Raw genomic sequence first — 24199 nt, 5'->3', positions numbered from 1 at the left:
GGTCGGGTACCCGAAGGCGACCCGACCATTCCTGCTCACGAAGTGCGCTCGTGCCCTACTTCGACGGGGCCCCCGCCGGCTCGGCGTCGGGCTGCGTGGTGACCGAGCCGGTCCGCTGCCACGCAACGGTCTGCTTCGGCTTCGCCAGGAACAGCGCCGCGACGATGGCCACGATCAGCACGATCGCCGGCAGGTAGAGCGACTCACCCATGGCCTTGGAGAACGGCTCGAGCAGGAAGCCCGGCAGCGCGCCGACCTGCTGCTCCGCGCCACCGGCCGAGGCCCCACCGGACGACGCCGGGAAGTTCGCGGTGATCCGGGCCTCCATCAGGGCGGCGATGCCGGCGGAACCGAGCACCGCACCGATCTGGCGGGTGGTGTTGTAGACGCCCGAGCCGGCACCGGCCAGCTTCGGCGGCAGGTTGCGCGTCGCCGAGACGGACAGCGGTCCCCACATGCAGGCGTTGGCGAGGCCGAGGAGCGCGCTCGGCAGGAGCACCCGGCCCCACTCGGCACCGCTCGACAGCAGGGCGCCGAACCAGAACAGGCCGACGGAGAAGCAGGCGAGCCCGAACGCGGCGACCCAGCGCGGGTTCCAGCGGTTCAGGTTCTTGCCCACGACCGGCGCGAGGGCAGCGGACAGCACCGCCTGTGGCACGAGGAGCAGTGCGGCCTGGGTCGGCGAGAAGCGCAGGACGTCCTGGGCCCACAGCATGATCGGCAGCGCGAACGAGGCGATCGCGACGCCGACGGCCGTGATGGCGACGTTGGCCAGCGTGAAGTTGCGGTCCTTGAACAGGCCGAGCGGCAGCAGCGGCTCGCCCTTCTGCACGCCCTGCCAGACGACGAAGCCGGCCAGCACCACGAGCCCGACGATGATGAGCGACCAAACCGAGATCGGGCCGGCGATGACGCCCCAGTCGTAGGTCTCGCCCTCTTGGATGCCGAAGACGAGCAGGAACAGGCCCGCTGCCGACAGGAAGATGCCGAGGTAGTCGAAGCGGTGTCCGTGCCGCTCGAACGACGGCACGAAGCGCTGCGCGAGCACGAACGCGACGACACCGACGGGGACGTTCACGAAGAAGATCCACTCCCAGCCGAAGCCGTCGACGAGCAGGCCGCCCACGATCGGGCCGACGAGCGACGCGACACCGGCGACGGCGCCCCACAGGCCCATGGCCGCGCCGCGGTTCTGCGGCGGGAAGATGCGCGTGATGACCGACATGGTCTGCGGGCTCATCATCGCGGCACCGAGGCCCTGCACGACGCGGGCGACGATCAGCACCTCGATCGAGCCGGCCAGGCCGCACCACAGGCTGGCGAGCGTGAAGACCACGAGGCCGATCTGGTACATGACCTTCGGGCCGAAGCGGTCACCGAGCCGGCCGGTGATGAGCAGCGGCACGGCGTAGGCGAGCAGGTAGGCGCTCGTCACCCAGATCACGGAGTTGATGTCCGCGTCGAGTTCCTGCGCGATGGTGGGGGTGGCGACCGACACGATGGTCGAGTCGACGAGGATCATGAAGAACCCGACGACGAGTGCCCACAGGGCAGGCCACGGCTTCTTCTCGGTCGTCCGCGGAGGCGTGACGGTGGTCATCGAGTGGTTTCCTTGCTGTTCGTGGTGGTGTCTGCGGACGCGGCGGGGGCGTCCCAGGAGATGTGGCCGGCGGCGATCCGGTCGGCCGTGGCGGCGAGCCACTCGATCTGCGCCGTGAGCATCGCACGCACGTACGACACGTCGAGCCAGTACCGCTCGGGCAGGTCCTTCGCTCGGACGATCCCGAGGATCTCGTCCGCCTCGTCGCGCTGGGCCCGGAGTGCCGTGACCCGCGCCCGCAGCGCCGACTCGGCCTCGTCGATCGACAGGTTCTCGATCTCGGCGACGGCCAGGTGGAAGACGGGGTACTCCTCGGCCGGTTCGGCGATCAGCCGGACGAGCCCGTCGTGCAGGGCCGTCCACCCCTCGTCCGTGATGGCGTAGGTGGTGCGTTCCGGACGGTTGCCCGCCCGGTCGGTCCCCACGACCTCGGCGAGGCCGAGCTCCACCAGGCGGCCGACCTGGTGGTACAGGGTGCCGGGCCGGACCTTGACGTTCCGGCCGTCCCGGCGGTGCGTCATCGTCTGGAACATCTCGTAGGGATGCGTCGGCCCCTCGGCCAGGAGCCCCAGCGCGGCGAACGCGAGTGGCGTGAGCGACGGCACACGTGCCTCCAGTCCGCTTGTTCGTTGTTGACTATTCGAAGTGGAATATACGCATTGGAACAGGCATGAGCAACCGCACAGCAAGGGCCGGTCTGGAGGCCCGCGGCCGTCCCGGCGTGTCGCGCGCGCCCCGTAGACTGGTCACGTCCCCCCACCCCTGAAGTGCTGGAGAGAACACGTGCCAACGATCGTCGTCGAGGTCATGCCCAAGGCCGAGATCCTCGACCCCCAGGGGAAGGCCGTGGGCAACGCCCTGGCCCGCCTCGGCAAGGCCGACCTGACCAACGTCCGCATCGGCAAGCGCTTCGAGGTGACCGTCGACGGCCCCGTCGACGACGCCAAGCTCGCCGAGGTCCGCGACATCGCGGCCGACGTCTTCTCGAACGCGGTCATCGAGGACGTCGTGTCCGTGACCGTCGAAGGCCAGTGACCCGGATGCGCATCGGCGTCATCACGTTCCCCGGCTCGCTCGACGACCGCGACGCCCAGCGCGCCGTCCGTCTCGCCGGTGCCGACCCCGTCGCCCTGTGGCACGGCGACCACGACCTGCAGGGCGTCGACGCAATCGTGCTGCCCGGTGGGTTCTCGTACGGCGACTACCTGCGTGCCGGCGCGATCGCCGCGAAGGCCCCGATCATGGCCGAGGTCATCGACGCCGCCGGCAAGGGCATGCCCGTGCTCGGCATCTGCAACGGCTTCCAGATGCTGGCCGAGGCCCGTCTGGTCCCCGGAGCACACACCCGCAACGCGCACCAGCAGTTCATCCGCCGCGACCAGAAGCTCCGCGTCGAGAGCACCGCGACCGCCTGGACCTCCGGCTTCAGCGCCCAGCAGGAGATCACCATCCCGCTGAAGAACGCCGACGGCCGCTTCGTCGCGGACGCCGACACCATCAAGCGCATCGAGGACAACGGGCAGGTCGTGTTCCGCTACGTCGGTGTGAACCCGAACGGCTCCATCGACGACATCGCCGGCGTCTCGAACGAGCGCGGCAACGTCGTCGGCCTGATGCCGCACCCCGAGCACGCGACCGAGGCCGGTTTCGGCCCGGACACCCCCGCTGCGATGGCCTCGGGCACCGACGGCCTGACCTTCTTCACCTCCGTGATCGAGCACGCGCTCGTCAAGTGACAGGGAACAACGACACCGTGACGACACCCGTTCGCCCGAAGCCCGACACCGTGCAGGACGCGGCAGCCACCCCCGACAAGGAGCAGCCGTACGACGCGCTGGGCCTGAAGCCGGACGAGTACGCCCGCATCAAGGAGATCCTCGGCCGCCGCCCCACCTCGGGCGAGCTGGCGATGTACTCGGTGATGTGGAGCGAGCACTGCTCCTACAAGTCCTCGAAGAACTACCTCCGTCAGTTCGGCAAGAAGGTCACGCCGGAGATGACGAAGAACCTGATGGTCGGCATGGGCGAGAACGCCGGTGTCGTCGACGTCGGCAACGGCTGGGCGGTGACCTTCAAGGTCGAGTCGCACAACCACCCGTCCTACGTCGAGCCGTACCAGGGCGCGGCCACCGGTGTCGGCGGCATCGTCCGCGACATCATCTCGATGGGCGCCCGCCCCGTCGCCGTGATGGACCAGCTCCGCTTCGGCGCGATCGACCACGAGGACACCGCACGCGTCGTGCACGGCGTCGTCGGTGGCATCTCGTTCTACGGCAACTGCCTCGGCCTGCCGAACATCGGCGGCGAGACCTACTTCGACCCGGTGTACCAGGGCAACCCGCTGGTCAACGCCCTCGCGGTCGGCGTGCTCCGCCACGAGGACCTGCACCTGGCGAACGCGTCCGGTGCCGGCAACAAGGTCGTCCTGTTCGGTGCCCGCACCGGTGGCGACGGCATCGGTGGCGCGTCGATCCTGGCGTCCGACACCTTCACCGAGGGCGGGCCGACCAAGCGTCCGGCCGTGCAGGTCGGCGACCCCTTCGCCGAGAAGGTCCTGATCGAGTGCTGCCTCGAGCTGTTCCAGAAGGACCTGGTCGAGGGCATCCAGGACCTCGGCGCCGCGGGCATCTCCTGCGCCACCTCCGAGCTCGCCAGCAACGGTGACGGCGGCATGCACATCTCGCTCGACGACGTCCTGCTCCGCGACCCCACGCTCACCGCCGAAGAGATCCTGATGTCGGAGAGCCAGGAGCGCATGATGGCGGTCGTCCGCCCCGACAAGCTCGACGAGTTCCTGAGCGTCGTCGGCAAGTGGGAGGTCGAGACCAGCGTGCTCGGCGAGGTCACCGGCACCGGCCGACTCGTCATCGACTGGCAGGGCCAGGAGATCGTGAACGTCGACCCGCGCACCGTCGCCGTCGACGGCCCGGTCTACGACCGCCCGGTCGCCTACCCGACCTGGATCGACGCGCTGCAGGCCGACACCGCTGCCTCGCTCGACCGCCCGGCCGACGGCCCCGCGCTGAAGGCACAGTTCCTCAGCCTGCTCGGTTCGCCGAACCTGGCGTCGAAGAACTGGGTCACGAACCAGTACGACACCTACGTGCTCGGCAACACCGCGCTGTCCTTCCCCGACGACGGCGGCATGATCCGCGTCGACGAGGAAACGGGCCTCGGTGTCGCCATCGCCACCGACGCGAACGGCCGCTACTGCCAGCTCGACCCGAAGCAGGGTGCACGTCTGGCCCTGGCCGAGGCCTACCGCAACGTCGCCGTCACCGGTGCCGTCCCCGCCGCCGTCACCGACTGCCTGAACTTCGGCTCCCCCGAGAACCCCGAGGTCATGTGGCAGTTCTCCGAGGCGGTCGAGGGGCTGGCCGACGGCTGCATGGAGCTCGGCATCCCGGTCACCGGCGGCAACGTGTCGTTCTACAACCAGACCGGCTCGACCCCCATCCACCCGACGCCCGTCGTCGGCGTGCTCGGCATCATCGACGACGTCGCCAAGCGCGTGCCGTCGGGGTGGCAGGACGACGGCCACAACATCTACCTGCTCGGCACCACGAGCCTCGAGCTCGACGGCTCCGCGTGGGCCGGCACCGTGCACGGACACCTGGGCGGGCGTCCGCCGGCGGTCGACCTCGAGCGCGAGAAGGCCCTCGCCGAGCTGCTGTACGCGGCGTCCGGCGAGCAGCTGCTCACCAGCGCGCACGACCTGGCGGACGGCGGCCTCGGCCAGTCGCTCGCCGAGTCCGTGCTCCGCTTCGGCATCGGCGCCCGCGTGGTCCTCGACGAGCTCGAGACCCGTGACGGCATCGACACCGCGACGGCCCTGTTCTCCGAGTCGACCGGTCGCGTCATCGTCACCGTCCGCCGCGAGGACGACGTGCGGTTCCAGGGTATGTGCGACGGCCGGGGCTTCCCGGTGCTGCGCATCGGCGTGACCGACGCAACGTCGAACACGCTCGAGGTCCAGGGCGCGTTCGAGGCCACGGTCGACGAGCTGCGCGGCACCCACGCCGCGACGCTGCCGGCGCGCTTCGGCGACGTGATCGTCGAGGACGTCACCGAGGGGTACGTCGGCCGTGGGCCGCTCGACTCCGACGGTGCCTTCTCGCCGCGCACCGACGCCTAGGCCCGGGTCGCGGATGCCGATCGTCACCCTGCCCTTCGCCGAGCTCGTCGACCGGTTCGGCCCCGTGCCGGACGGCATCGAGCTGGACGTCTGGGACGTCGAGTCGCCGTACGGTCGCCCGGACGACGTCGCGATCACGTTCCTGCCGTTCTACTTCGAGGGGCGGCACCGCTGGCAGTTCGTGCACGACCTGCCCGAGCTCCAGCTGCTGCAGCTGCCGAGCGCCGGGTACGAGCACGCCGTCCCGCACGTGCCCGGTCACGCGCAGCTGGCGAACGGTCGGGGCATCCACGACGACGAGACCGCCGAGCTCGCGGTCGGCCTCGCGCTGACGTCGCTCCGTGAGATCTCGGCGTTCCAGGCCGACCGTGCCAACGGCGTCTGGGACTCCCGTGAGACCCGATCGCTCGCCGACCGTCGGGTGACCGTCGTCGGCTACGGGGCGATCGGGTCCGCGATCGCCACCCGCTTCGAGGCATTCCGCACCGAGGTGACCGTGGTCGCCCGGACCGCTCGCGAGCAGGACGGCCGGCACGTGCACGCGTTCGGCGAGCTGCCCGAGCTCGCCCCGACGACCGACGTGCTCGTGCTCATCGCGCCGCTCACCGCCGAGACCGAACGCCTGGTCGACGCGGAGCTGCTCGCGGCGCTGCCGGACGACGCCCTCGTGGTGAACGTGGCGCGCGGCAAGGTCGTGGACACCGACGCCCTGGTCGCCGAGCTGCAGTCGGAGCGGCTGTTCGCGGCCCTCGACGTCACCGACCCGGAGCCCCTGCCCGCCGGACACCCGCTCTGGACGACGCCGAACACCGTGCTCACCCCGCACGTCGGCGGCAACACCGACCTGAGCGTGCCGCGGTCGATCGAGCTGATGCGCAAGCAGGTCGCCGCGCTGGCCGAGGGTCGCCCGTTCGAGAACCTGATCGAGTTCTAGCGCGCTGCGGCTCCGAACACGCCGGCGTATCGCTCGCACGCCGCGGTGTCGTCGAGACGCCGCCGAATTCGGTGGCGTCTCGACGACTTCGGGGCGTCACACGAACACGCCGGCGTCACGCGGGCACGAACACGCCGGCGTCAGAGCGGGACGACGCAGGTCGGCGTGCCGACCGGGATCTGCGCGACGGCTTCGCCGGGCATGCCCTCGGCGTCGAGCGGCAGCACGGCGACGGCGTCGGACATCTGGTTCGCCACCAGGACGAACCCGGGCACCCGCGCGAAGTGCCGCGGCCAGACCCCACCGCAGGGCACCGACCCGACGACGGCGAGCCCGCCGTCACGAGCGTCGAGCACCACGAGCAGGTCCCGCCCGCGCACAGTCACGTACACGCGGCCGGCCTCGTCGACCTCGATGTGGCTGAGCAGCGACTCCCCCACGGCACCGTCGAACGTCGGCACGGCGGCGATCGTCACGAACGACCCGGAGTCGTCGCGGCGCAGGCGGTGCACACGCCCGTCGAGCTCACCGGCGACGAGCAGGTCACCGTCGACCCAGGCCATGTGCCTCGGGCCGGCGCCGGGGGTCACGTGGTGCACGCGGAGCGCCTCGATGGCGGGGACCCCGTCGGCCGACACCGTGACGCGGAACTCGTGCAGGGCATCGCCGCCGAGGTCGGCGACGAGCACCGTGCCGTCCGAGGTGGCGATCGACTGGTGGGCGTGCGGGCCGTCCTGGCGGTCGTCGTCAGGACCCGTGGCGTCGGGCAGCACGGCGACCGCGACGGCCTCGGCCGGCACGGAGCGCTGGTCGGCGTCCCCGTGCAGCACCACGCCGTCGCTGGCGGTCACCGAGGCGGCGTGCGACTCGGCCGGGGCGAGGGAGATCGCCGTGACCGTACCGGAGACGTAGTTCGTGACGACGAGCGCGCCCGAGGGGTCGACCCGCACGTGGCACGGGGCGTCTCCGCCGGCGGGGGCGTCCCACAGGTGCTCGAGTGCACCACCCTGCAGCCGGAAGGCCGACACGGCGCCGTCGTTCGTCTCGGAGACCGCGTAGACCCGGTCACCCGAGACGGCGAGGAACGAGGGGTCGTCGAGCACCGCGACGGTCCGGGGTGCCGGAACGGCTCCGACCGGTCCGGCGTCGACCAGCGAGATGCCCGTGGCGTTGCCGCCACCGGTCGCCGTGTACGACCCGATGAGCAGCGACGGCAGCTCGGCGCTCATTCGTCGCGGCCCGCGATGCGCTCGTGGTGGTGGATGACCTCGGCGACGATGAAGTTGAGGAACTTCTCGGCGAAGGCGGGGTCGAGGTGGGAGTCGGCGGCGAGCGACCGGAGCCGTGCGACCTGGATCCGTTCGCGGTCCGGGTCGGCGGCGGGCATGCCCGACTCGGCCTTCAGGTGCCCCACGCGCTGCGTGTACTTGAAGCGCTCCGCGAGCATGTGGATCACGGCGGCGTCGATGTTGTCGATGCTCTGCCGGATGCTCCGCAGTTCGGCGACGGCGCTCGCGTCGGCCTCGGACAGGGTGACGTCGTCGTTCATGGTCCGAGCCTACTGGCGGACGTGCAGCGGAACCCGGCCCGCTGCTGCGAGAATGTGCACATGTCGGTCCTGCTGGTGATCTCGGGTGTCTGTGCGGTCCTCGCGGGCCTCATCCACGTGTACATCTTCTTCCTCGAATCGGTCATCTGGACCAGTCCGCAAGCGCGCCGGATCTTCGGCATCGCTTCCGAGACCGAAGCCGCGGCGACCCGCTCGCTCGCCTTCAACCAGGGCTTCTACAACCTGTTCCTGGCGATCGGGGCGATCCTCGGCGTCGTGCTCGTACTGGCCGGCAACACCGTGAGCGGCTGGACCCTCGTGGTGTTCTCGACGGCGAGCATGCTCGGTGCCGCGGTGATCCTGCTCGGCTCGGGTCGCAAGTACGTCAACTCCGCGTTCAAGCAGGGCACGCTCCCCCTGATCGCGCTGCTCTTCGCGCTGCTGGGCTCCACCATCGGCGTCTAGCCCCGCTCCCCCTCCCCCGAACTGCGAAAGCGACAGGGTGCCACCGAACATCGGCGGCCCCCTGTCGCTTTCGCGGTGCTGACCAGCGGAACCGGCCAGCAGCGACGACCAGCCCTAGCCGAGCTTCTCCTCGAACTGCGCCGGCAGCTTGTCGAGCGCCCACTCGATCGCGGCCGTGGTGCCCATCGAGAACGCCGACGACACGTCCTTGTCGTCGAAGACGATCGCGTGCCCGGCCTCGACCGACGGCACCTTCTGGAACAGCTTGTTCGACGAGGCCTCCGACGCGTCGACGTAGATCGGCAGGATCAGCGTCAGGTCGGCGTCGAGCAGGTCGAGGTTCTCGTCGGACAGGTGCACGGAGAACTCCTTGCCGGCCTGCTCGTCGATGGCCTTCGGGATCTCGAAGCCCAGGTTCCGCATGAAGGTCGAACGGCTGTCGGTGGAGGCGTACGCCCCGAAGCCCTCGGAGCTGTAGGCACCGACCACGGCGGTCTTGCCCTCGAAGTCCGGGTGCGCCTTGCGTGCTGCGGCGTACGCGTCGTCGAGGCCGGAGAGCAGCTTCTTGCCCTCGGACTCCTTGCCCAGCGCCTTCGCGATCATGGTCGTCTGCTGCTCGGTCGAGGCGAGGTAGTTCTCGCCGCCCTTCGGGATCGCGACGGTCGGCGCGATCGCGGACAGCTTGTCGTACCGCTCCTTGTCTCCCGAGGACTTCACGTCGAGGATGACGTCGGGGTTGAGCTTGAGGATGTCCTCGTAGCTCGGCTCGAGCGTCTGGATGATCTTCGGCGACTTGTCGTACGCACCCTTGAGCCACGGACCGACACCGTCACCGCCGAACGCGAGCCAGTCGCTCGCACCGACCGGCTGCACGCCGAGCTCGAGCGCGGTCTCGGCGTCGCCCCACCCGAGCGCGACGACGCGCTTCGGTGCCGACTCGATGGTGGTGGTGCCGAGGCCGGTCGTGATCGAGACCGGGAACGCGGCGTCGGACGACCCCGACGACGCCGAGTCGGTCGAGGAGCCGGAGCCGGACGCGCATCCGGCGAGGACGAGGGACGCTGCGACGACGGCGCCGGCTGCGGCGAGCACGCGTCGGAGACGCAAGGGAGAACGGTTCACGAAGGGTAGCCTAACCTAACGGGGTGCTCAGGAACACGGCTGGCTAGGCTGGGTGACCGTGGCGTTCACCGATCCAGGCCGCACGCACCTCGCGGTGCTCGGCTCCCCCATCGCGCACTCGCTCTCGCCCACGCTCCACGCAGCGGCCTACGATGCGCTCGACCTGCCCTTCACGTACGGGAGGCACGAGGTCGCGTCCGGCGAGCTCGCCGCGTTCGTCGCGGGGCTGGGCCCGGAATGGCGTGGGCTGAGCCTCACGATGCCGCTCAAGCGCGAGGTCCTGCCGCTGCTCGACCGCACCACCCCGCTCGTCGACGAGCTCGGGGTCGCCAACACGGTCGCGTTCCGCCTCGAGGGCTCCACGGTCGTCCGAGCCGGCGCGAACACCGACGTACAGGGGCTCGTCCGCCCGGTCGAGGCGCTCGGACACCTGCCCGGCGAGGCCACCATCCTGGGCGGCGGAGCCACCGCGGCGAGCGCCCTGACCGCTGCCGTCCGGCTCGGGGCATCGCTCGTCCGGGTGTTCGTCCGCGACACCGCGAAGACCCGCGCGCTGGTCGACCTGGCCGTCCGGCTCGGGGTGACGCTCGAGGTGCATCCCCTGACCGAAGTCGCCGGCACGCACCACGGGTTCGTCCTCTCGACGCTGCCGGGTGGTGCCGCCGACCCGCTCGAGTTCGGTCCGTCGGGGCCCGACGCCGTCCTGTTCGACGTCGCCTACGAACCGTGGCCCACCGTGGTCGCCAGCCGCTGGACCGACGCCGGGGGCCGCGTACTGAACGGCCTCGACATGCTCACCGAGCAGGCGATCGGGCAGATCCGGTTCTTCCTGACCGGTGACGAGGACGAGATTCTCCCCGACGAGGCGGGGGTCCGCCGGGCGATGCGCACCGCGGTCGACCTGCCCGCCGTCATCGGCAGCTAGCCCCGGCGTCGACGACAACGACGACGACGTGGGTCAGGCGACCAGGCCGTCCACGTAGAACCATCGCCCCTGCTCGCGGACGAAGTCGCTCGTCTCCTCGAGCGTGCCGCGGTCGTCGTCGGATCGCCACCACGCGCGGAACGTGACGGTGCCGTGGGAGTCGAACGGGCCTCCCGAGGTGGTCGCCAGCACGTCCAACCGGGTCCAGCGCTGGGTCGGGTCCAGCTCGAGACCCGCGGGGCGGGTGCGCGGGTGCCAGGTGAGCAGCAGGTACTCCGGCAGGCCCAGCGCGAAGGCGCTGAAGCGGGAGCGCATGAGCCGTTCCGCGGTCGGCGCCACGGCCCCGGCGTGCAGGGGGCCGCAGCACTCCCCGTAGGGGTTGCCGCTCAGGCAGGGGCAGCGCGTCGTGTCGGTGACCACCGGCCGAACGCTAGTCGACGATGGACAGCGTGACGGTGATGTTGCCGCGGGTGGCGTTCGAGTACGGGCAGATCTCGTGTGCACGCTCGGCCAGTCGCTGGCGCTGCTCCTGCGGGGCGTTCGGGGCGTAGACGTCGAGCTCCACGGCGAGACCGAAGGCGCCGTCGCCGTTGCCGGTGCCGCCGATGCCGACCTCGGCGGAGACCTCGGCGCCGGTGGTGTCGACCTCGAGCTCCTTGCCGGCGGCGTGCAGGGCACCGAGGAAGCACGCGGCGTACCCGGCGGCGAAGAGCTGCTCGGGGTTGGTGCCCTCGCCGCTGCCACCCATCTCCTTGGGCGGGCGGGTGTCGAGGTCGAGCCGGTCGTCCTCGCTGCGGACGTGTCCGTCGCGGCCGCCTCCGGTGGCGTGGGCAGCGGCGGTGTAGACGATGTCGAGACTCATGGTCCGAGGTCACCGTGCTCGCCTGGACGAACCCTGAGCGGGAGCACCACGTCGCGGGTGCGGCGGCTCCGGGCGCAGGGCGCTCGGGCGTGTCCGGGTGGGGGCTGCGCGGGGCCGGCGCGCGGTGCGGATGCGAGCGCGTCGCTCGGTGAGCAGAAGATGTCGGGTCCCCCGCCCGCACCCGACATCTTCTGCTCACGAACGAGAGGACGACCGTCCGTCCGGGCACCCCGCATCAGCACCGGGTAGACATGATGAGTGTTCAAGATCGGGTGGCAGGTGTTCCGGGAGCGGTTCCCCGCACTCATCGGACCGCAGTACCGCCGTCGTGTCGTGGTCGTCGCCACCATCGTCACGGTGGTCGCGTTCATCGGGCTCCAGGGGCTGGCGCTGCTCGTCGACGACGGTTCGGTCCCCCTCGCGGTGTGGCTGGTCGCATCGGCGCTGTTCGCGGCCGGGGTCGGCGGCATCGTTTCGTGCTTCGTCCCGATCGGCCCGAAGGGGTGGGCGGTCCCGCCGATCCCCGGCATCGGATGGCGCACCCAGGAGGCCGTCGCCCGGTACTACCGCCGCAATCCGCCTCCGGTCGAGCCGGAACACCGCGACGCCGTCCTCGACCGCATGCCCGAGACCCGCGACCTGATCGTCCGCGGCGCGTTCCGCGGCTTCCTGCTGCTCGGCGGCTGGGCCCTCGCACTCGTCGGGACCGTGGTGGTCAACGTCGCCACCGTGCCGGCCGGCGACGGGCTCGTCGGGCTGTCCGCCTTCTGGTTCGTCGTGCCCCTGAGCGGCGCCGTCACCGGGATCGGAGGACTGCGCACCCTCGGACGCCAGGAGCAGCTCCGCGTCGAGGCCGAAGCGCTCCCGCCGGTCCCTCCGCCCCTGCCACCCCGAGGCCGTCCCGGCGCACGGAGCGGCAGCAAGCTCGCCCTGCCGGAGGAATGACCCGTGTTCACGCTCGGCTGGCAGGTCTTCCGCCGGCACGTCACGGACGTGCTGGATCCGGCACGCGTCCGTCGTGCTGCTCTGTGGTCTGGATTCGCGGCGATCGTCGCGCTGGTCGGCATGGCCGTCCTGGAGGCCCGGGTCGACTGGACGGGGACCACCCCGGTCCGCAGTGTGGTCGCGATGGTGCTGCTGGCGCTCGGCGTCGGACTGCTCGCCTTCGCGTGCATCCCGACGTGGCAACCGCCGGACCCCTCGACGACGATCAACGGTCGGCAGGTGCGGCCCTCGTGGCAGCTCGCCGCCCGGGGAGCCACGCAGCTCTACGTGCAGCGTCGGCCGGTGGCGGTCCTGCCGGAGCACCGTGAGACCGTCCGCACCGACACCGTCATGCTGCGGCGGGGGCTGATCGGCATGCTCGCCCGCGTCACACCGTTGCTCGGTTCGGGGCTCGTCGCCGTCCTCGGGGCGTTCGTCCTCGGGCCCGCCAGCTGGTTCCACGTGCTCTTGATCGCCGTGTACACGATCGGGCTGTCGGAGTACTTCGTCCACCTCGGCCGCTCCGAACGAGCCCGCCTGGCCGCCGAGTCCCTCGAGCCCGCACCCGCACCCGAGACCCCCGCACGCCCCACTTCGTGAGCAGGAATGGTCGAGTCACTGTGGGGCACTCGACCATTCCTGCTCACGAAGCGGAACAGGACACCCCGACGCGCACCACTGTCGGCGGCGACGGGCACACTGGGCGCATGTGTGGAAGGTTCGTCGTCTCCGACACCACGGCTGATCTGTTGCCCGAGCTCATGGGCGAGCTCGCCGCCCGGACCGAGCACGTCGACGAGGACACCGGCGAGGTGCACCCCGGCCTCGCCCCGAGCTGGAACGTCGCCCCGACCGACCCCGTGTACGCCGTCCGCCAGCGGCACGGCGAACGGGAACTGCCGCAGATCAGCTGGGGCTTCGTGCCGAGCTGGGCGAAGGACTTCCAGAAGCAGCGCCCGAAGCCGATCAACGCCCGCATCGAGACGGTCGCGACGAGCGGCATGTTCAAGCGGGCCTTCGCCACGAACCGCTGCATCGTCCCGGCGCAGGGGTACTACGAGTGGGTGGTGCGCGAGGACGGCAAGGAACCCCACTTCGTGCACGAACCCGGCGGCGCCCTGGCGATGGCCGGCGTGGTCAGTGCCTGGCCCGACCCCACGAAGCCCGAGGGTGACCCGGACAAGTGGCGGCTGTCGCTCGCGATCATCACCCGTGACGCCCACGTCGCCCCGGGCGAGGTCCACGACCGCATGCCGGCGTTCCTGACGCCCGACGGCTACGACGACTGGCTCGGCGGCGACCTCCGGTCAGACGACCTGCTTGCCCTGCTCGACCACGAGTCGCTGGCGGTGGCCGCGGGCCTGGAGCAGTACGAGGTCTCCCGCACGGTGAACAGCGTGCGGAACGACGGACCGCAGCTCATCGCACCCGTCGCGTAGGCGGTCGCGCCCCGCGCGCGGACAGGAGGCCCGGATCACCGCAGCGGGTCTGCTGCGGTGATCCGGGCCTCCAGTCCGCTGCCCTGTTACGGACGTGTGCTGCGGCGGATGCCCGGCGCGACGCGGACCGCGATCCGTCGTCGGGTCACCAGGAGCACGCCCGCCAGCATGAGCGCGAGTGCCGCGAGCCCGAGGCCGACCAGCCCGGTCGCGCCCGTGAAGGCGAGCTCGGTGCCGTGGACGATCGCGGCGAGCCCGGTCGGGAACCGGACCGTGACGGTCGCGCTGACCGTCTGTCCGGCGCTGTCGGTGACCTCGTAACCGACGAAGGTGGTTCCGGTGAAGCCTTCCTGCGGGGTGAAGACGACCCGGCCGTCGCGGATGGTCCACGTGCCCTGGTCGGCGACGACCACGCGGTCGGTCGGTGTGCCGGACTCGGGGTGGAGCAGGTGCAGCGTGCCCGGCTCGAAGGTGGCGCCGCCGGTGGCGGAGTCGTTGTCGAGCGGATCCACGACGACCCGGTGTCCGACGACCCCGGTGGCGGAGTCGTCGGTGGCGACCGCCGCGGCGACCACGGTCATGGTCGCGGTGGCGGTGGCCGTCTGCCCCGAGGCGTCCGTCACCGTGTAGGTGAAGGTGTCCGTGCCGGTGAAGCCGGCGGCCGGGGTGTAGACGTACGCGCCGTTCCGCTGGATCGTCACCGTGCCGTGGGCGGACTTCCGGGCCGGGGCGGCGGTGAGGCCGGTGCCCTGGTCGTCGGTGAGCAGGCCGTGGCGGGCGTCGCGGGTGACGGGTGTGCCGGACACGGTGTGCCCGGAGTCGTCCGCTGCGGCGATGCCGACCGTGATCGTGACGGTGGCGTCGACCTGCTGCTCCATCGAGTCCTGCGCACGGTACGTGACGGTGTCGGTGCCCGAGAAGCCCTTCGCCGGGGTGTAGACGAACGTGCCGTCGGCGGCGATGGAGGCCGCGCCGTGACGGGCCTGACCCACCGCGACGACCGTCAGGGCGTCACCGTGGTCGTTGCCGAGCACGCCGTGGCCCGCGACCCGGACCGTCTTGCCGGCCGTGGTCGTGGCCTTGTCGTCCTTCGCGGCGGGGGCGACGTCGATGATGACGCGCGCGAACGCCGCGGTGCCGTCGGCGTCGTTGGCCGAGTAGGTGAACCAGTCACGGCCGGACCAGTTCGACGTGGGCGTGTAGACGTACGAGCCGTCCTTCTCGAGCGAGAGTGTGCCGTAGAACGGCTTCGTCTCCATGGCGGCCCAGAGCCCACGACCGGAGTCACCGACCAGCACGCCCTTGTCGGCGGTCATGCGCATGCTGCGGTTGGTCGACATGGTGTGCCAGTGGTCGACCGCGGCGACGCCGACGACGACCGTGACCGTCGCGGTCGAGGTCCGTCCGGCGCCGTCGGTCGCCGTGTACTCGAACGTGTCCGCGCCGGAGAAGCCCTTCGCCGGGGTGTAGACGAGCGAGCCGGGCTCGGTGCCCTCGGTCACGGTGCCGTGCTCGGCGCGGCCGTGCGCGGTGACGGCGAGACCGGTGCCGCGGTCGTTGCCGGTCAGGGTCGCGCCGCTGATCGGCAGCGCGGTGTTCGCCGCGGTGCGCAGGGCGTCGGCGACCGCGGTCGGCGTGACGGTCACGGTGACGGTCGCCGTCGCGGTGCCGCCGGTCGGGTCGGTCACCGTGTAGGTGAACGTGTCCGTGCCGGAGAACCCGTCGGCGGGCGCGTACGTGACCGAGCTGGCTCCGGTCGGGCCGGTTGCGCCGCCGCCGGTGCCGCCGGGCGTCGTGCTGCCCGTGATCGTCGCGGTGCCGTGGCCGGGCTTCGAGACCGCGGTGACGGCGAGCTTCGTGCCCGAGTCGTTGCCGGTGACGGCGACGTCGACCGGGGTCGCGGCGCTCGTCGTCGCGGTGTCCGCGGCGGCCTTCGGGGCGACGACGATCGTCACGGTGCCCGTGGTCGTCCCGCCGGAGCCGTCGGTGACCGTGTAGTCGAACCCGTCCGGGCCGGAGTAGCCCGGCTCGGGCTTGTACGTGTAGGAGCCGTCCTCGTCGACCGTCACGTCACCGTGCGAGGGGTTCGTGTGGTCGGTGACCGCCAGGTCGGTGCCCTTCGCACCGTCGAGCAGTCCGGAGCCGACCGGCACGGTGGTGGTGGCGTCGGCCTCGGCCTCGGTCGACCCACCACCGGCGACCGGGGTGACGGTGACCGTCACGGTGCCGGTGTTCGTGGCGCCCGACGGGTCCGTCACCGTGTAGGTGACGGTGTCCGTGCCGGAGAAGCCGTCCTTCGGCGTGTACGTGATCGTGCCGTCGTCGTTGCGGGTCGCGGTGCCGTTCTTCCCGTCGGTGACGGACACGACCGTCAGGCCGGTGCCGTGGTCGTTGCCCGTCAGGGCGCCGGAGGTGACCGTGGTGCTGCCACCCGCCGCGACGGTGACGGTGTCGGCCTCCGTGCCGGGGCGCACCGTGACCGTCACGGTGCCGGTGGTGGTGCGGCCGGCGGGGTCCGTCGCCGTGTAGGTGAACGTGTCCGTGCCCGAGAAGCCGTCCTTCGGCGTGTAGGCGTACGAACCGTTCGCCGCGAGCTCGACCGTGCCGTGTGCGGGCTGCTGGTCGACGGTCGCGGTCAGGCCGGCGCCCCGGTCGTTCGCGAGCACGCCGTCGCCCTTCGCGACGGTCAGCGTCGAGCCGGCGGTGGCGGTGGCGGTGTCGGCCGTGGCGCGGGGACCGACGACGACCGTGACCGTGCCGGTCGTGGAGCGGCCTGCTCCGTCGACCACCGTGTAGGTGAAGGTGTCCGTCCCCGAGAAGCCGTCGGCCGGGGTGTAGACGACGCGGCCGGTGGCACGGTCGAGGGTGACGGTGCCGCGGGCGGCGCCGGTCTCGCCGGCGCCGCTGCCGGTGCCCGTCTCGCCGGTGCTGTTGCCGGTGCCGCTACCGGCGGCCCCGCCCGGGGTCACATCGGTCACGGTCAGCCCCGTGCCCCGGTCGTTGCCGGTCAGGGTGGCGGCATCGATGGTCAGCGCCTGGTCGGCCCGGGTCGACACCGTGTCGGCGGTCGCGACGGGTCGCACGGAGATCGTGACGGTCGCCGCACCGGTGGTGACGCCGCTGCCGTCGGTCACCGTGTAGGTGAACGAGTCGGTGCCGGACGCTCCGGTGGTCGGCGTGTACTCGACCGAGCCGTCCGCTGCGACGACGGCCGTGCCGTGGGACGGACCGGTGACGATCGTGGTCTCGAGGTCCGAGCCACGGTCGTTCGCCTGCACGTCGATCGTCACCGGGGTGCCGGAGTCCGTCGACGCGGTGTCGGCGCCGATGGTCGGGTTGACCGTGATGGTGACGGTCGCGGTGCTCGGCGAACCGGAGCCGTCGACCGCCGTGTACGTGAACGCGTCGGGGCCGGAGTACCCCTCGGCCGGCGTGTACGTGAACGTACCGGTGGCCTTGTCGAGCGTCAGCGCACCGTGCGAGGGGGACGTGTTCGACGCCACGGTGAGCCCGGTGCCGGAGTCGTTGCCGAGCACGCCGGTCGCACGGGTGTCGGCCGTGGCCGCGCCCCCCGCGGCGACCTTGACGGTGTCGTCCTGCGCGGCCGGGGCGACCTGCACGGTCACGGTGACGGTGTCGGTCCCGCCGCTGCCGTCGGTCACCGTGTACGTGAAGGAGTCGGTGCCGGAGAACCCGGCGGCCGGGGTGTACGAGTACGAGCCGTCCGGACGCACCGTCGCCGAACCGTGCGCGGGGGTGCTGTTGCCCGTGACCGTCAGGCCGGTGCCCAGGTCGTTGTCGAGCACGTTGCCGGTCGTCGTCGACCCGGCCGTCGCGGTGGCGGCATCGGCCGTCGCGGTCGGCAGGACGGTGAGCCGCACCGTCGCGGTGACGGTCGCGCCGGAGCCGTCCTTCGCGGTGTACGTGAACGAGTCCGGGCCGGAGTACCCCTTGTCGGCGCCGTAGGAGAACGACCCGTCGGCGGCGATCTTCACCAGACCGTGCGACGGCTGACCGTGACCGGTGAGGGTCAGGTCCGACCCGCGGTCGTTCGTCAGGACGCCCTCCGCGGCGTTCACCGTGAGCACGGTGCCCGCGTGCACGCTGTAGGCGTCGTCGGAGCCCTTCGGTGCGACGGTGACGGTCACGGTGCTCGTCGAGGTCTGCCCGGAGGAGTCCTTCGCCGTGTACTGGAACGTGTCCGAGCCGGAGAACCCGCCGGCCGGGGTGTACGTGTACGAGCCGTCGGCGGCGACCGTGGCGGTGCCGTGCGCCGGCGTGGTGTTCGAGACCACGGACAGGCCGGTCCCCTGGTCGTTCGCGAGCACGCCCGAGGACGCGGGCACCGACAGCGCCGTGCCGGTGGGGGTCGTGGCGGTGTCGCTGCTGGTGCGGACGTGCGTGGCCTTCAACGTGTTCGTGAAGGTGACCAGGACGTCCGTGCCGTCCGCGGTGGTGGCTGCCGGGAACGTGAAGGTCCCCGTGGTGCCGGTGCCGCTGGCGACGACCGCGTCGCTGTTCAGGTTCACGGCCTTCCAGGTGGTCGTGTAGTTCGACGGGTCGGTGGTACCCACCGCCGTCTGGCGGGCCGTGTAGGTCTTGTTCGGGGTCGACAGGACCGCGCCCGCCTTCTGGGGCTGGGTGCCGGCGGCCGTGCCGTTGGTGGTGGCCGTGTTGCCGGTCGAGACGCCGCCCCCGGTCACCGCCAGACCGAACTGGTCGGACGGACTCCACCGCTGGTCGACGCTCGACTGCGCCGCCAGGGTGTTGGCGTAGTTGCAGGACGCCAGGTCGCTCGGCGCGTAGCCGTTCGCGATCGTGAACGTGCTGACCTGCGCGCCCGAACCCGGATCGATCTTGTACATCGTGGAGCCGACCGAGGCGAACAGGTAGCCGTCGGACGAGAACGCGATGCCGGGGCTGCCGCTCGTGCTCGCGTCGATCGGCAGGGTCGCGACCTTCGAGGTGGTCAGAGCCGTGGTGCCCGCGGTCGTCGGGACCGTCTCGGTGTCGACACGACGGATCTCGTTGCCGGTGACGACGAACAGCAGCCCGCGGGTGCTGAACGCCATGTCACCGTTCTTGTTGGTGAGCAGGTTGCCGATGGTGCCGACCTGGCCGATCTTCGCGCCGGTCTTCGTGTCGTACGCACCGAGGTACGCGGGGTTCGCGCCGCTCGCGTAGTAGTAGATGCCGGTCGCCGGGTTGATCGCACCACGGAGCAGCTGGTGACTGCCGTTCGGGTCCGCGTCGGTCACGTCGGCGATCCGCGCATCGCTCACCGCGTTGTACCCGGTGATCGTGTTGCCGTTGTTGATCGACGCGTACGCCGCGACACCGTTGCGGGCGACCGCGAGGGCGTTGTCGCCCGGCGCCATGCTCGTGACGTTCGTGACGGCACCGGTGGTGGCGTCGATGGCGGCGAGCTGGTTCGCGGCGGTGTTGATGCCGTACAGCGTGTTCTGGTCGCAGGACAGCGCGCCGGCTGCGGCGGCGGGGTCGGCCACGACGGCCTGGGTCAGACCGACGCCGGCGAGGAGCGCGGCGCCGAGCACGGCGACGGCGCGCAGGCCGGGACGGCTTCTGGGCACAGCGGTGCCCGGGTTCGTACGCTGCATGATCACTTTCGGGTCGAGACGATGCGGGCACCGAGACCGACCGGAGGATCAGGGAGAACGGTCGTTGGCGCCAGGTTGATCCTGGCAGTTCTTCGAGTTCGGATGGGGACAAACCGGGTCCCCAATAGGGGGGACCACTCGTTCAGGGGGTACGCCGCGGACGCGAAGAACCCCCGCCGGCAGGGCCGGCGGGGGTTCGAGGATCAGGGAGCGATCAGCAGCGGATCACGCGGTCGGACGGATGACGTCCGGCAGCAGCACGTGCAGGCGCTCGGCCAGACGTGCCTTCGCCTCGTCGAGCGAACGGAAGTCCCCGACGTACTCACCGAAGGTGTCGGAGACGAAGAAGTGGGTGCCCTGACGGTCGACGGTGCCGCCGTAGTAGCCGCCGTAGTTCGCGACCCACAGGCCGGTGTCGGCCTGGGCCCACGAGATGCGGACGGGGGCTGCCTGCACGGGAGCCACGACCTGGGCCTCGATCTCGGCGATGACCTCGATCGTCTGGGTGTCCAGGGTCACCTCGGCCTGCTGGCGGTGGGCGACGGTCGTGCTCATGGTGCTGCTCCTTCGTGCTGTGCTGCGTACTGGGTGGTGCCGGTGGTGCCGGTGGTGCCGGTGGTTCCGGGTGGTGCGGGCGTCGCGCTCGACGCCGGTGGGGCTGGTGTCCGTCGTCGTCACTCGACCGGCCGGATGACCGGCGGGAGCATGACGTGCAGCTGGTCCTCGAGCTTGGCCTGTGCCTCTTCGAGGGAGTTGAAATCGCCCACGACGAGCCCGAAGGTGTCGGAGGCCACGTACCGGTCGTCACGCTTGTCGACGCTGCCGCCGAAGTACCCGCCGTAGCCGGCGATCCACTCGCCCTGGTCTTCCTGCACCCAGGTGACCTTGGCGCGCATGGGGCGCGAGGAGAGGGCTGCATCGGCTTCGAGGATCGCGATGGTGTCCACGGTGTCGGTGTCGAGGGTGACCTCGGCCTGCGTCGCGTTGTTCACGGTGATGCTCATGTCGCTCTCCTTCACGATCCGGGGTACATCTGCTGACACCAGAACGCTACGAGAAGGGCCGAGGGGACCGCCAGCGAGGCCCGTGGATTCACGGGTTCCGTCAATGCCATCCATCGGGCAGCCCCGGATTTCCGGGCAGGTGCGTCGCACTTCCGGGGTACAGCGCCAGGATCGGGGTACTCGTTTTCCGGATCGACGCGATCGGGGGACGAAACGGCGCGGACACCGGTCTGGAGGCGCGACTCGCTAGCGTCGGCACGTGACCTCCGACAAGCCCCGCGTCGACGACCGCGCCCCGGCCACCTGGCGCAGCCGTCGGTTCGCGACGGGGCTGGCGATCGCCTACGGCGTCGCCCTGGCGCTCGTCGGGTTCTGGGGCTCCCCCGTCGACGCCGCAGGCGGCCCGTGGCTCACCCGTGTCCTCGCTGCCGCGCACCGGCACGGCCTGCCGGAGCGCATCGACTACGCCACCGTGGAGTCCCTGGCGAACGTGGTCTACTTCGTGCCGCTCGGCCTGCTCGTGGTGCTGCTCGCCGGTGCCCGCTGGTGGTGGGCCGCCATCACCGCGGGGCTCGTCGTCAGCACGTGCATCGAGACCGGTCAGGCGCTGTTCCTGCCCGCCCGCACCGCGACCATCGACGACGTCGTCGCGAACGGCGTGGGGGCGCTCCTGGGGGCCGTGGTGGGTGTGCTGCTGCTCAGCCGGGCGGCCCGGCGTCGCTGACGACGTCCTCCGCACACGAAGAAGCCCCCGGAGCAGATGCCCCGGGGGCTTCGTTCAGTGTGTCGAGACTCAGACGGACTCGCGCTGGCGGCGGACCGAGCCGCGGACCAGCAGGAGGCCACCACCGAGGACGACTGCGCCGCCGGCGACCCAGAGGGCCAGGGCGGAGACGGTCGAACCCGTGAAGGCCAGCGTGCCGTCGGTGCCGTTGCCAGCACCGGCGCCAGCTGCGGGAACCGCAGCAGCGTCAGCCGGGGCGACGGTGAAGGCCGCGAAGCCGACGACGCCCGAGGTGGCGCCGGTGGCGGTCAGGTTGTAGGTGCCCGAGGCGCCCTGGGGGAACGTGACGTTGACGTCGAGCGAGCCATCCGAAGCGGCCGTGTAGGTCTTCGAGACGGTCGTGGTCGGCAGCGCGCCGAGCGTGACCGCACCGGCACCGGTGACCTGGACGTTGACGGTCTCGTTGTCCTGGAACGCGCCCTCGGTGAAGTTCACCGAAGCGGTGCCACCGGCGACGGCGGAGCCGGAGACGGAGACGTCGGAGTCAGGCGTGTAGCCGGCGGCGTTGGCGACGGCCGGAGTGGCGAGCAGTGCGGCGCCAGCCAGCACCACCGCTGCGATGAGCTTCTTCATGAATGGTTCCCCTAAAGATCTGAAAATCCAGACCCTGACACCCAGAGCCCGCTGTTCGCCGGTGGTTGACCCCAGCCACAGAAATGGCGGTTGTTATGGCGAAGTTGTCTCAATCTAGCGGAGTTTCCCAGCTTGATACCAGATCACGTGGATTTTGTTCATTGGTCGACGTGTGTTCATCCACGTCCGCTGCCCGTCGCCCGGCTCTACCGTCGGTCCATCGAGGCTTCACACACCCGAAACCCCAGTTGAGAGGCCCCAGCGGTGTGAACCAGAGCACGCTGTGCGTCCGATCAAGGGCCTTTGCACCCGGACAGGTTGGCGCGTTGCCCCTCGGAGTGGGGGCGCACCCTCGGTTCGCTTTGCGGAGGTTCCGTTGTCAGCCCGCGGCAAGCGGCTGCTCGCAGTCGAACGTGAGGGGCTTCGTCTCGGTCTGCCGGACGCCAGGAGTCGAGTTCGCCTGCACCCCCGCCTTCGCGTACTTCGCCTCGCCGAGGAACGCGACGCGGTAGGTCAGGCTCTCGCCGGGGGCGAGCAGGGTCTGCAACTGGGCCACGGGGTGCCCGCCGTCGGTCGCTGTCTGCACCGGAACGGTCTTGCCGTCCTTCGTGGCCCCGAGGAAGATCGCGTTCTCCGGTGCATAAGCGGCGAGGAGCGTCTTGATCTTGCCCGGCTCCACGCCGAAGTCCCCACCGCCGGTGACGTACTCGGGGAGGCTCGTTGCCGCATCGGCCGGTGCCGTGTTCTTGATGGTGATCTGGACGACGGACGTCGGACGCCCGTCCTTCCGGCACACCGAACTACCGACCGAGACGCGCTTCTGGAGGTAGTAGTCCATCTTCGCGCCGGTGCCGTCGTTCAGGTAGACGGCGAACTGGCTCGAGTCCGTGGTCGCCGTCGGCAGCTCTCCAGCGACCGGTGTCCCACTGAGCCGGCCCTGCTCCGCCTTGTCGACGCTCCAGAGGCGAAGCCGGCCCTCATTGGAGCTCTGGGTCAGCGCCGACACGAAGGCCTTCGTGTCGAACCCGCCCGACGCGACCTTGTCGAACACCGCGCTGGCGGCGGACGCGAAGAACGCGTCTTGCACGACCGGGTCGGGGTACTTGGCGTACACGTCGCTCAGCAGCAGCTGGACGGCATTGTCCGCGGTCAAGGTGTCGCCGGTCGGCAGCTGCACGGGGCCGGTCGCCCTGAGCAGGTAGCTCAGCGTCACAGGATCCATGGCGAGCACGCCGTCGACCTGCTGCCCGAACCGCTGCTTCCACATCTCCCGGGCGAGCTTCGCCGACACGTCGAAGCGCGGCGTGAGGGTGACGTCCTGCATGTACTCGCCGGTGATCTCCCCGTAGAGCCCACGCGTGTCGGCGGTCAGCGGCAGTACCGGCTTGTCGTACTCCCCGAACGAGGACCCCGATGCCTGGCTCCCCAGGCTGATCGCGCCGTCCTTGACCTGGAGGAGCGCCAAAGCGCCGGGGATGCCACCACCCGCGCGCAACTCGGCGTTGTTCTGGAACAGCAGGAGGTAGTTCCGGTCCCCGTCGTGACCGAGCATGGCCGGCGCGAGCTGCACGATGCGGTTCGCCGCGACCGCCTGCTCGGACGCTGACGACAGCGCGTTCCGCAGCTGTCCCACGGCGGTGGTGACCGGCGACAGCGTTCCACTGGTGTCGATCCGCGACGCGTCGGCACGTGCCTGCTGGAGCGTCTTCGTGGCCTGGGCGACCGCCGGCTGCGCGTCCTCGATCGGCTGGAGGTCGATCCTGCCGTTCTTCGGCGCGAACGAATCTGACCCGAGGCCGTCGATGACGCCGGCGACGGGACTGACGGCATCGCTGGCGACGTCGTCGACGATCACCGAGATGTCGCGCACGGCCCGCAGGTTGGTCCCGAAGAACGGTACGGACTGTGCCGCGCCCCACACGGGGTCGCCGGTCAGTGATCGAGCCGACGCTGCTTCGTCCTCGAGATGCCTCGCGGTCTTCTGCGCGGCGCCGGTGTCACCACTGGTCAGCTGCGACCGGAGGGTGTCGACGTCCCCGACGGCCCGCTCCAGGTGCCCCTTTGCGAGCATGCCGCGGACACCGACCCAGGCGACGGCGAGGATCAGCAGCAGGACAAGGGCGAGGACGACCCACAGGACGACCCGGGCCCTGGACCCCCGGCGTACTGCAGTGCGTCGCGACTCGGGCTGGTCGGACATGAGGC

The 24199-nt window shown here is 70.9% G+C and carries 22 protein-coding genes; 10 read left to right on the top strand and 12 right to left on the bottom strand.

Features of this window, described 5'->3' with window-relative positions; translation table 11 throughout:
* Window positions 1–55: 55 nt before the first annotated feature.
* Both DEJ29_RS03245 and DEJ29_RS03240 read right to left on the bottom strand, forming a co-directional pair.
* The gene (locus tag DEJ29_RS03245) at window positions 56–1600 is read right to left on the bottom strand and encodes a DHA2 family efflux MFS transporter permease subunit (RefSeq protein ID WP_111094965.1); all 1545 of its coding nucleotides are present in this window, start codon (window positions 1598–1600) and stop codon (window positions 56–58) included.
* Window positions 1597–2205 carry a PadR family transcriptional regulator gene (locus tag DEJ29_RS03240; protein ID WP_111094966.1) on the bottom strand — a complete coding sequence of 203 codons (609 nt, stop codon included), beginning with the start codon at window positions 2203–2205 and terminating at the stop codon, window positions 1597–1599. Before DEJ29_RS03240 ends, DEJ29_RS03245 begins: the two co-directional genes overlap by 4 nt.
* 178 nt (window positions 2206–2383) lie before the next feature.
* On the opposite strand from DEJ29_RS03240, the gene purS reads away from it, so the two are divergent.
* From purS to DEJ29_RS03220, 4 genes are read left to right on the top strand one after another with little or no spacing between them, the layout of a single operon-like run.
* Complete coding sequence (gene purS / locus DEJ29_RS03235; protein WP_017886272.1) at window positions 2384–2635, top strand: phosphoribosylformylglycinamidine synthase subunit PurS; 252 nt, start codon at window positions 2384–2386, stop codon at window positions 2633–2635.
* A 5-nt stretch (window positions 2636–2640) separates the two neighbouring features.
* On the top strand, window positions 2641–3336 hold the full coding sequence (gene purQ / locus DEJ29_RS03230; RefSeq protein WP_111095030.1) for a phosphoribosylformylglycinamidine synthase subunit PurQ: 696 nt from the start codon (window positions 2641–2643) through the stop codon (window positions 3334–3336).
* Between the two features lie 17 nt (window positions 3337–3353).
* Window positions 3354–5735 (top strand): phosphoribosylformylglycinamidine synthase subunit PurL, encoded by a 2382-nt coding sequence (gene purL, locus DEJ29_RS03225; protein ID WP_258370675.1) that lies wholly within the window; start codon window positions 3354–3356, stop codon window positions 5733–5735.
* A 13-nt stretch (window positions 5736–5748) separates the two neighbouring features.
* Window positions 5749–6669 (top strand): 2-hydroxyacid dehydrogenase, encoded by a 921-nt coding sequence (locus DEJ29_RS03220; protein WP_111094967.1) that lies wholly within the window; start codon window positions 5749–5751, stop codon window positions 6667–6669.
* Between the two features lie 140 nt (window positions 6670–6809).
* On the opposite strand, the gene DEJ29_RS03215 is transcribed toward DEJ29_RS03220, so the two are convergent.
* Both DEJ29_RS03215 and DEJ29_RS03210 read right to left on the bottom strand, forming a co-directional pair.
* Window positions 6810–7898 (bottom strand): lactonase family protein, encoded by a 1089-nt coding sequence (locus DEJ29_RS03215; protein ID WP_111094968.1) that lies wholly within the window; start codon window positions 7896–7898, stop codon window positions 6810–6812.
* On the bottom strand, window positions 7895–8218 hold the full coding sequence (locus tag DEJ29_RS03210; protein ID WP_111024253.1) for a chorismate mutase: 324 nt from the start codon (window positions 8216–8218) through the stop codon (window positions 7895–7897). Before DEJ29_RS03210 ends, DEJ29_RS03215 begins: the two co-directional genes overlap by 4 nt.
* Window positions 8219–8278: 60 nt before the next feature.
* Between DEJ29_RS03210 and DEJ29_RS03205 the strand changes: the two genes are divergently transcribed.
* On the top strand, window positions 8279–8683 hold the full coding sequence (locus tag DEJ29_RS03205) for a DUF1304 domain-containing protein (protein ID WP_111094969.1): 405 nt from the start codon (window positions 8279–8281) through the stop codon (window positions 8681–8683).
* Between the two features lie 114 nt (window positions 8684–8797).
* Here DEJ29_RS03205 and DEJ29_RS03200 read toward each other — a convergent pair whose 3' ends face one another.
* Window positions 8798–9805: an iron-siderophore ABC transporter substrate-binding protein gene (locus tag DEJ29_RS03200; protein ID WP_258375939.1), complete on the bottom strand. Its 1008-nt coding sequence runs from the start codon at window positions 9803–9805 to the stop codon at window positions 8798–8800.
* Window positions 9806–9863: 58 nt separating this feature from the next.
* Between DEJ29_RS03200 and DEJ29_RS03195 the strand changes: the two genes are divergently transcribed.
* Window positions 9864–10730 carry a shikimate dehydrogenase family protein gene (locus DEJ29_RS03195; protein WP_181438185.1) on the top strand — a complete coding sequence of 289 codons (867 nt, stop codon included), beginning with the start codon at window positions 9864–9866 and terminating at the stop codon, window positions 10728–10730.
* Between the two features lie 33 nt (window positions 10731–10763).
* On the opposite strand, the gene DEJ29_RS03190 is transcribed toward DEJ29_RS03195, so the two are convergent.
* Both DEJ29_RS03190 and DEJ29_RS03185 read right to left on the bottom strand, forming a co-directional pair.
* The gene (locus DEJ29_RS03190) at window positions 10764–11150 is read right to left on the bottom strand and encodes a YchJ family protein (RefSeq protein WP_111094972.1); all 387 of its coding nucleotides are present in this window, start codon (window positions 11148–11150) and stop codon (window positions 10764–10766) included.
* Between the two features lie 10 nt (window positions 11151–11160).
* Entirely contained in the window at window positions 11161–11592 is a 432-nt protein-coding gene (locus DEJ29_RS03185) for an organic hydroperoxide resistance protein (RefSeq protein ID WP_111094973.1), read from the bottom strand.
* A gap of 258 nt (window positions 11593–11850) precedes the next feature.
* Between DEJ29_RS03185 and DEJ29_RS03180 the strand changes: the two genes are divergently transcribed.
* The 3 genes from DEJ29_RS03180 (at window position 11851) to DEJ29_RS03170 (ending at window position 14015) form a co-directional block, all read left to right on the top strand.
* The gene (locus DEJ29_RS03180; RefSeq protein ID WP_111094974.1) at window positions 11851–12537 is read left to right on the top strand and encodes a hypothetical protein; all 687 of its coding nucleotides are present in this window, start codon (window positions 11851–11853) and stop codon (window positions 12535–12537) included.
* A gap of 3 nt (window positions 12538–12540) precedes the next feature.
* Window positions 12541–13176 carry a hypothetical protein gene (locus tag DEJ29_RS03175; RefSeq protein ID WP_111094975.1) on the top strand — a complete coding sequence of 212 codons (636 nt, stop codon included), beginning with the start codon at window positions 12541–12543 and terminating at the stop codon, window positions 13174–13176.
* 107 nt (window positions 13177–13283) lie between these two features.
* Window positions 13284–14015, top strand: a complete 732-nt coding sequence (locus tag DEJ29_RS03170; RefSeq protein WP_111024260.1) for an SOS response-associated peptidase — start codon at window positions 13284–13286, stop codon at window positions 14013–14015.
* Between the two features lie 86 nt (window positions 14016–14101).
* Here DEJ29_RS03170 and DEJ29_RS03165 read toward each other — a convergent pair whose 3' ends face one another.
* The 3 genes from DEJ29_RS03165 to DEJ29_RS03155 all read right to left on the bottom strand — a co-directional run bounded on the left by DEJ29_RS03165 (window position 14102) and on the right by DEJ29_RS03155 (window position 20637).
* On the bottom strand, window positions 14102–19633 hold the full coding sequence (locus DEJ29_RS03165) for an Ig-like domain-containing protein (protein ID WP_146248332.1): 5532 nt from the start codon (window positions 19631–19633) through the stop codon (window positions 14102–14104).
* A 225-nt stretch (window positions 19634–19858) separates the two neighbouring features.
* Window positions 19859–20188: a hypothetical protein gene (locus DEJ29_RS03160; protein ID WP_258375940.1), complete on the bottom strand. Its 330-nt coding sequence runs from the start codon at window positions 20186–20188 to the stop codon at window positions 19859–19861.
* Between the two features lie 119 nt (window positions 20189–20307).
* Window positions 20308–20637, bottom strand: a complete 330-nt coding sequence (locus DEJ29_RS03155) for a hypothetical protein (RefSeq protein ID WP_111094978.1) — start codon at window positions 20635–20637, stop codon at window positions 20308–20310.
* Window positions 20638–20896: 259 nt separating this feature from the next.
* On the opposite strand from DEJ29_RS03155, the gene DEJ29_RS03150 reads away from it, so the two are divergent.
* Entirely contained in the window at window positions 20897–21361 is a 465-nt protein-coding gene (locus tag DEJ29_RS03150; protein ID WP_111094979.1) for a VanZ family protein, read from the top strand.
* Window positions 21362–21430: 69 nt separating this feature from the next.
* On the opposite strand, the gene DEJ29_RS03145 is transcribed toward DEJ29_RS03150, so the two are convergent.
* On the bottom strand, window positions 21431–21994 hold the full coding sequence (locus DEJ29_RS03145; protein ID WP_110864288.1) for a hypothetical protein: 564 nt from the start codon (window positions 21992–21994) through the stop codon (window positions 21431–21433).
* Window positions 21995–22373: 379 nt separating this feature from the next.
* Window positions 22374–24194, bottom strand: coding sequence for a DUF4012 domain-containing protein (locus DEJ29_RS03140; RefSeq protein WP_111094980.1), 1821 nt, complete (start codon window positions 24192–24194; stop codon window positions 22374–22376).
* Window positions 24195–24199: the final 5 nt, after the last annotated feature.

The organism is Curtobacterium sp. MCPF17_021, from assembly GCF_003234605.2.
Lineage (GTDB): Bacteria > Actinomycetota > Actinomycetes > Actinomycetales > Microbacteriaceae > Curtobacterium > Curtobacterium flaccumfaciens.
The sequence above is the reverse complement of the archived record's forward strand: the minus strand, read 5'-3'. Positions and strand labels throughout refer to the sequence as shown.

Bases quoted from the DNA above. Each gene is read 5' to 3' on its own strand.
- DEJ29_RS03140 (WP_111094980.1), bottom strand. From the start codon at position 24,194: ATGTCCGACCAGCCCGAGTCGCGACGCACTGCAGTACGCCGGGGGTCC.
- DEJ29_RS03185 (WP_111094973.1), bottom strand. From the start codon at position 11,592: ATGAGTCTCGACATCGTCTACACCGCCGCTGCCCACGCCACCGGAGGC.
- DEJ29_RS03155 (WP_111094978.1), bottom strand. From the start codon at position 20,637: ATGAGCATCACCGTGAACAACGCGACGCAGGCCGAGGTCACCCTCGAC.
- DEJ29_RS03215 (WP_111094968.1), bottom strand. From the start codon at position 7,898: ATGAGCGCCGAGCTGCCGTCGCTGCTCATCGGGTCGTACACGGCGACC.
- DEJ29_RS03205 (WP_111094969.1), top strand. From the start codon at position 8,279: ATGTCGGTCCTGCTGGTGATCTCGGGTGTCTGTGCGGTCCTCGCGGGC.
- DEJ29_RS03170 (WP_111024260.1), top strand. From the start codon at position 13,284: ATGTGTGGAAGGTTCGTCGTCTCCGACACCACGGCTGATCTGTTGCCC.
- DEJ29_RS03145 (WP_110864288.1), bottom strand. From the start codon at position 21,994: ATGAAGAAGCTCATCGCAGCGGTGGTGCTGGCTGGCGCCGCACTGCTC.
- DEJ29_RS03165 (WP_146248332.1), bottom strand. From the start codon at position 19,633: ATGCAGCGTACGAACCCGGGCACCGCTGTGCCCAGAAGCCGTCCCGGC.
- DEJ29_RS03210 (WP_111024253.1), bottom strand. From the start codon at position 8,218: ATGAACGACGACGTCACCCTGTCCGAGGCCGACGCGAGCGCCGTCGCC.
- DEJ29_RS03220 (WP_111094967.1), top strand. From the start codon at position 5,749: ATGCCGATCGTCACCCTGCCCTTCGCCGAGCTCGTCGACCGGTTCGGC.
- DEJ29_RS03245 (WP_111094965.1), bottom strand. From the start codon at position 1,600: ATGACCACCGTCACGCCTCCGCGGACGACCGAGAAGAAGCCGTGGCCT.
- purQ (WP_111095030.1), top strand. From the start codon at position 2,641: ATGCGCATCGGCGTCATCACGTTCCCCGGCTCGCTCGACGACCGCGAC.
- DEJ29_RS03160 (WP_258375940.1), bottom strand. From the start codon at position 20,188: ATGAGCACGACCGTCGCCCACCGCCAGCAGGCCGAGGTGACCCTGGAC.